The organism is Clostridium sp. CTA-19 (assembly GCF_054767855.1).
The window spans coordinates 1-4,465 of record NZ_BAAABH010000065.1 but is presented as its reverse complement, the minus strand read 5'-3'; the positions used below and the strand labels follow the sequence as shown (position 1 = coordinate 4,465).

General features: G+C 25.4%; 4 protein-coding genes and 1 tRNA gene. 3 read left to right on the top strand and 2 right to left on the bottom strand.

All coding sequences use genetic code 11. The features are described 5' to 3' along the window. Nucleotides 1–33: 33 nt before the first annotated feature. Together ACYUE0_RS17440 and ACYUE0_RS17435 are read left to right on the top strand one after the other, a co-directional pair. Nucleotides 34–108: transfer RNA gene (locus ACYUE0_RS17440), tRNA-Asn, on the top strand. A 383-nt stretch (nucleotides 109–491) separates the two neighbouring features. Further along, nucleotides 492–1,229, top strand: coding sequence for an NAD-dependent protein deacylase (locus tag ACYUE0_RS17435; RefSeq protein WP_061994314.1), 738 nt, complete (start codon nucleotides 492–494; stop codon nucleotides 1,227–1,229). Nucleotides 1,230–1,769: 540 nt separating this feature from the next. Here ACYUE0_RS17435 and ACYUE0_RS17430 read toward each other — a convergent pair. Together ACYUE0_RS17430 and ACYUE0_RS17425 are read right to left on the bottom strand one after the other, a co-directional pair. Next, a complete protein-coding gene (locus ACYUE0_RS17430) occupies nucleotides 1,770–2,753 on the bottom strand; it encodes a hypothetical protein (protein WP_460271885.1) in 984 nt (327 codons plus the stop codon). A 44-nt stretch (nucleotides 2,754–2,797) separates the two neighbouring features. Continuing rightward, nucleotides 2,798–3,253 carry an Lrp/AsnC family transcriptional regulator gene (locus ACYUE0_RS17425; protein ID WP_061994403.1) on the bottom strand — a complete coding sequence of 152 codons (456 nt, stop codon included), beginning with the start codon at nucleotides 3,251–3,253 and terminating at the stop codon, nucleotides 2,798–2,800. 149 nt (nucleotides 3,254–3,402) lie between these two features. Here ACYUE0_RS17425 and ACYUE0_RS17420 point away from each other — a divergent pair, with 149 nt between their 5' ends. After that, nucleotides 3,403–4,236: an aldo/keto reductase gene (locus tag ACYUE0_RS17420; RefSeq protein WP_460271883.1), complete on the top strand. Its 834-nt coding sequence runs from the start codon at nucleotides 3,403–3,405 to the stop codon at nucleotides 4,234–4,236. Nucleotides 4,237–4,465 lie beyond the last annotated feature (229 nt).

Below are 4,465 nucleotides of genomic sequence, written 5' to 3'. Positions count from 1 at the left end.
TGTGTGGGAGGGTAGGTTGTTGCCAGGTAATATTCCGCGATAGCTCAACGGTGGAGCACTCGGCTGTTAACCGATAGGTTGAAGGTTCGAATCCTTTTCGCGGAGCCATTTTGGAAACATAGAAGTAGAATATCTACTTCTTTTTTTATGTTTAAAAAAATTTCAAATAACTACTATTTGATTTTTAAAATTTATGGATTATAACCCATAGAAAGTTTTTTAGATTAATGAATAAGATGAGTAATAAAATAAATAATAAGTATATGTAGATTTTAAATTGAAATTTTAATTCAAGTGAAAATTTTATATTCATGTTAAATAGAATATATTAATTTAGAAATTTGGAATACATAAAAGACCTTTGGATGTAATTTATATTAAATAAAATTTAAAAATATTAATAGAAATTGATGCATAATTTTATTTGGTTATATATAATATTTATATATTAAATTCTAATTTGATATATAAAAAATTTGAGTGAGGGTTTTATGGATAAAATAGAATTATTAAAAGATATTATAAAAAATAGTACTAACATTGTATTTTTAGGAGGAGCAGGAGTTTCAACGGAAAGTAATATTCCAGATTTTAGATCTAATCAAGGAATATATAACTCTAAAAATAAATATAATTACCCACCAGAAGTAATGCTTAGTCATAGCTTTTTTAAGAGTAATACTGATGAATTTTTTAGATTTTATAAGGATAAAATGATTTTTAAAGATGCTAAACCTAATTTAGCACACAAAGCATTAGCTAAACTAGAAGAAGTAGGAAAGCTAAATGCTATTATAACTCAAAATATTGATGGGTTACACCAACTAGCTGGATCTAAAAATGTTTTAGAACTACATGGTTCGGTTCATAGAAATTACTGTATGGGATGTAATAAATTTTACAACTTGGATTATATATTAAAAAGTAATAATAACATACCAGTATGTGAGGTTTGTGGTGATACTGTTAAGCCAGATGTAGTTCTATATGAAGAAAGTTTAGATAGTGATATTTTAAGAAAGTCGATTTTATCAGTATCACAAGCAGATACATTTATTGTAGGTGGAACTTCTCTAGTTGTGTATCCAGCAGCAGGATTATTGGAATATTTTAGAGGAAAAAATTTAATTCTTATAAATAAAGAAGCCACACCATATGATAATAAAGCTAATTTAGTTATAAAGGATTCTATTGGAAAAGTATTAAGTGAAGCTTTAAAAGAATTGTAATAGAAATTTGATAAATGGATTTAAGTTTCAGCTTGTTTTCATATGTAATAATTAAAATTAAACTTAAATACATACTAAGTATTTTATAAATATTTAGTATGTATTTAAGTTTATAAAATATAAAAACTATTTGTAGTTATTGTACTTATTTTCTTTTGATTGTTCACAGATTCTTATCATTTCACATACATTTTCATGTAAGACAGAATTAAAATATTCTGTTCAAAATATAATTTAATTTATTATAAAAAAATAAAAACAATATGGTTATAATAGTACATATTAATAAAACTTTGATTTACATAAAAATATTAGGTTCAATAAATATAGAATACTACTTCTATAGGGAAACAAGCTCCAATTAAAATTTATTCAATAACTTTAAAATATTTTTACACAAGATACAGTGTTGAATTTTAAGTGATTCGGAGCATGTCTCACTATTTTAGGTATCCAAGTTTTGGAATGGATAATTTTAAAAGTCAACTTGGAACGCTATATATAGTTATTATTTACATAATAGTAATAGTTTATATATTTTTATATTATTATATCAGAAATTACACAGTTATCTTTCTGATTAACATAATCAAGTAGTTCATCAGCTAATTTATTGGCTCTTTTTAAATAGTAGTTGTAATAATGATCTTTTTCTTCATTTGGATTATTAAAATTATATTCCAGAAATTCAATGAACTCATTTAGCATTGAAAGTTTTATGTCAAAAATATATTGACTATAAGTTAAAGTTTCTGTATTTAGCAGTTTGTATAGTTTTTTTGCAAATAAATTTCTTAAATCATTTGTCATATAAAAGGGGTCATCTCTTTCTGCTCCATGAGATATCAATCTAGCAATATCTAATGAATAGGACATAATTCCGCCAAAGCCCCAATCAATTATTAAAACATCATTTGAACTATTTATTGCATTTATTTGCATTAAATCTCCATTGCAAAGTGTACGAGGACAAGTTAGTTGCCTTTCTAAAAAACATTTATAAGCTTTTGATAAATTAGCATGATGAGTTAAGCATTTTGATCTTTTAATTATTCGAGCATAATATTTTTCAAATCTATTATCTAGTTTATGTTTATCAAAATCATTTTCTACCCAATACTTATTAAAAATCTTAGACAAACTAATAGAGCTATTTAAAGCTATTTGTTCATTAAACTTTTTCAAATCAGTTCCCTCTATATACTCAATTAAAATCCAATATTCATCATATTCAAAAGTATAACCAAACATTTTGGGGGTAGGTAAATTTTTACTCTCTAGAAATGTTTTATATATAAAGATTTCGCTCTCTTCTGATTTTTTCAAAACAAAATTTTCAGAGTTTATATTTATTTTATAAACAGTATATATTCTTTTTTCATCGGACTCACTTATAACATCTTGAAAGGAAGTTATAATAATTTTATTAAGGTCTTTTTTATATTTAGGTTTTAATCTAATAAAAATCGTTAATAATTTTTTATAATAATCATTATTTTCTATAGAATTTATGTTCGATTCCATCAAATTTTCCTCCCTAATAAATATAATAATTTATAATAAAAATATTAAGTAGATTGAAAAAATTTTTCAATGCTTTTATTGGTAGGAATCTGTGAAAATATAATATAGGTAGAGGTAGTAGCATTTAAAGATGCAACAGAGTCAACAAATTCTTCAATTTCTAAAATAGATTTAGCACTTAATTTTACAAGAATACAGGAATGACCAGCTATTCTATAACAAAAATTTACACGAGGGTGATTATAAATAAAATCTTTGAATTTTTCAAATTCACTATTTTTAAGATCAATTTGGATAATACATTGAAGATTTAATCCTAAAGCTGTTTCATTTATTTTTATAGTATAACCTTCAATTATTCCGCTATCTTCTAATTTTCTTATCCTTTCTGCTACAGAAGGAGGAGATAGGTTTACTCTTTTAGATAATTCTCTAATAGATAAACGACTATCTTGTTGAAGTTCTTTTAATATTTTAATATCTGTATCATCAATTTTCATATGCATAGAAATTGCCTTTCTTTTGTTTTATTTAAAATATATTTACTTTAAAATAATATCAAATGATAAGGAAATTTTACCATATATTCATTATAATATAAATGATATTAAAAAACTTATTTAACACATATTTAGAAAGGATAATTAAAATGAAAGATATAAAAAGTTACACAACTTTAAATAATGGAGTAAAAATGCCTTGGCTTGGATTTGGTACTTATAAGGTTGAAGATGGACATACAGTTATTGAATCAGTAAAAGAAGCGCTTAGAATTGGATATCGTAATATAGATACTGCTTCTTACTATGATAATGAGGAAGGTGTTGGCATTGCAATAAAAGAGAGTGGATTGTCTAGAGAAGAAATATTTTTAGTTAGTAAGGTTTGGAATTCAGACCAAGGTTATGAGAAAACTTTAAAAGCTTTTGAAACTTCTATAAAAAAACTTGGAACAGATTATCTTGATTTATATTTAATTCATTGGCCTAACCTATTACACAATGAATCATGGAGAGCTCTAGAAAAGCTTTATAAAGAAGGATATATAAAAGCAATAGGTATTAGTAATTTTACTGTTAAACATTTAAAAAATTTAATGGCAGATGCTGAAATTATGCCAATGATAAATCAAGTAGAGTTTCACCCGTTACTAATCCAAAATGAGTTAAGACAGTTTTGTAAAAAGAATAATATACAATTAGAAGCATGGTCACCTTTAATGAGAGGTAAAATCTTTGACAATAAACTCTTAAAGGAGCTTGCAAAAAAATACGGAAAAACGATAGCTCAAATTGTACTAAGATGGGATTTGCAAATGGGTGTTGTAACTATTCCTAAATCAACAAATATAACAAGAATAAAAGAAAACTCACAGATATTTGATTTTGAGATAAATGAAGAGGATTTATTCAAAATTCAACAATTAGATAAAGGGATAAGGATAGGCTCAGATCCTGATAAAGTTTATAAATATGGAATATAAAATAAGAAGTTTTAGAAATATTTAAGATATTAAATAAAGAAGTTAAAAAGTAGGTATATATATGATACCTACTTTTTATAATGTTGTGCGCCCAGCATGGGCGTAATCTTAAGGGTGAAAGTCCCTAACACGACCTAGTAGTGGTAAGTGTATAGCTTAAGACAAGGGTGTCCACCGTGAGGTGGAATCTGAAGGAAGTTGGCGGCAAATCTCTGGTCTGACGAACAGA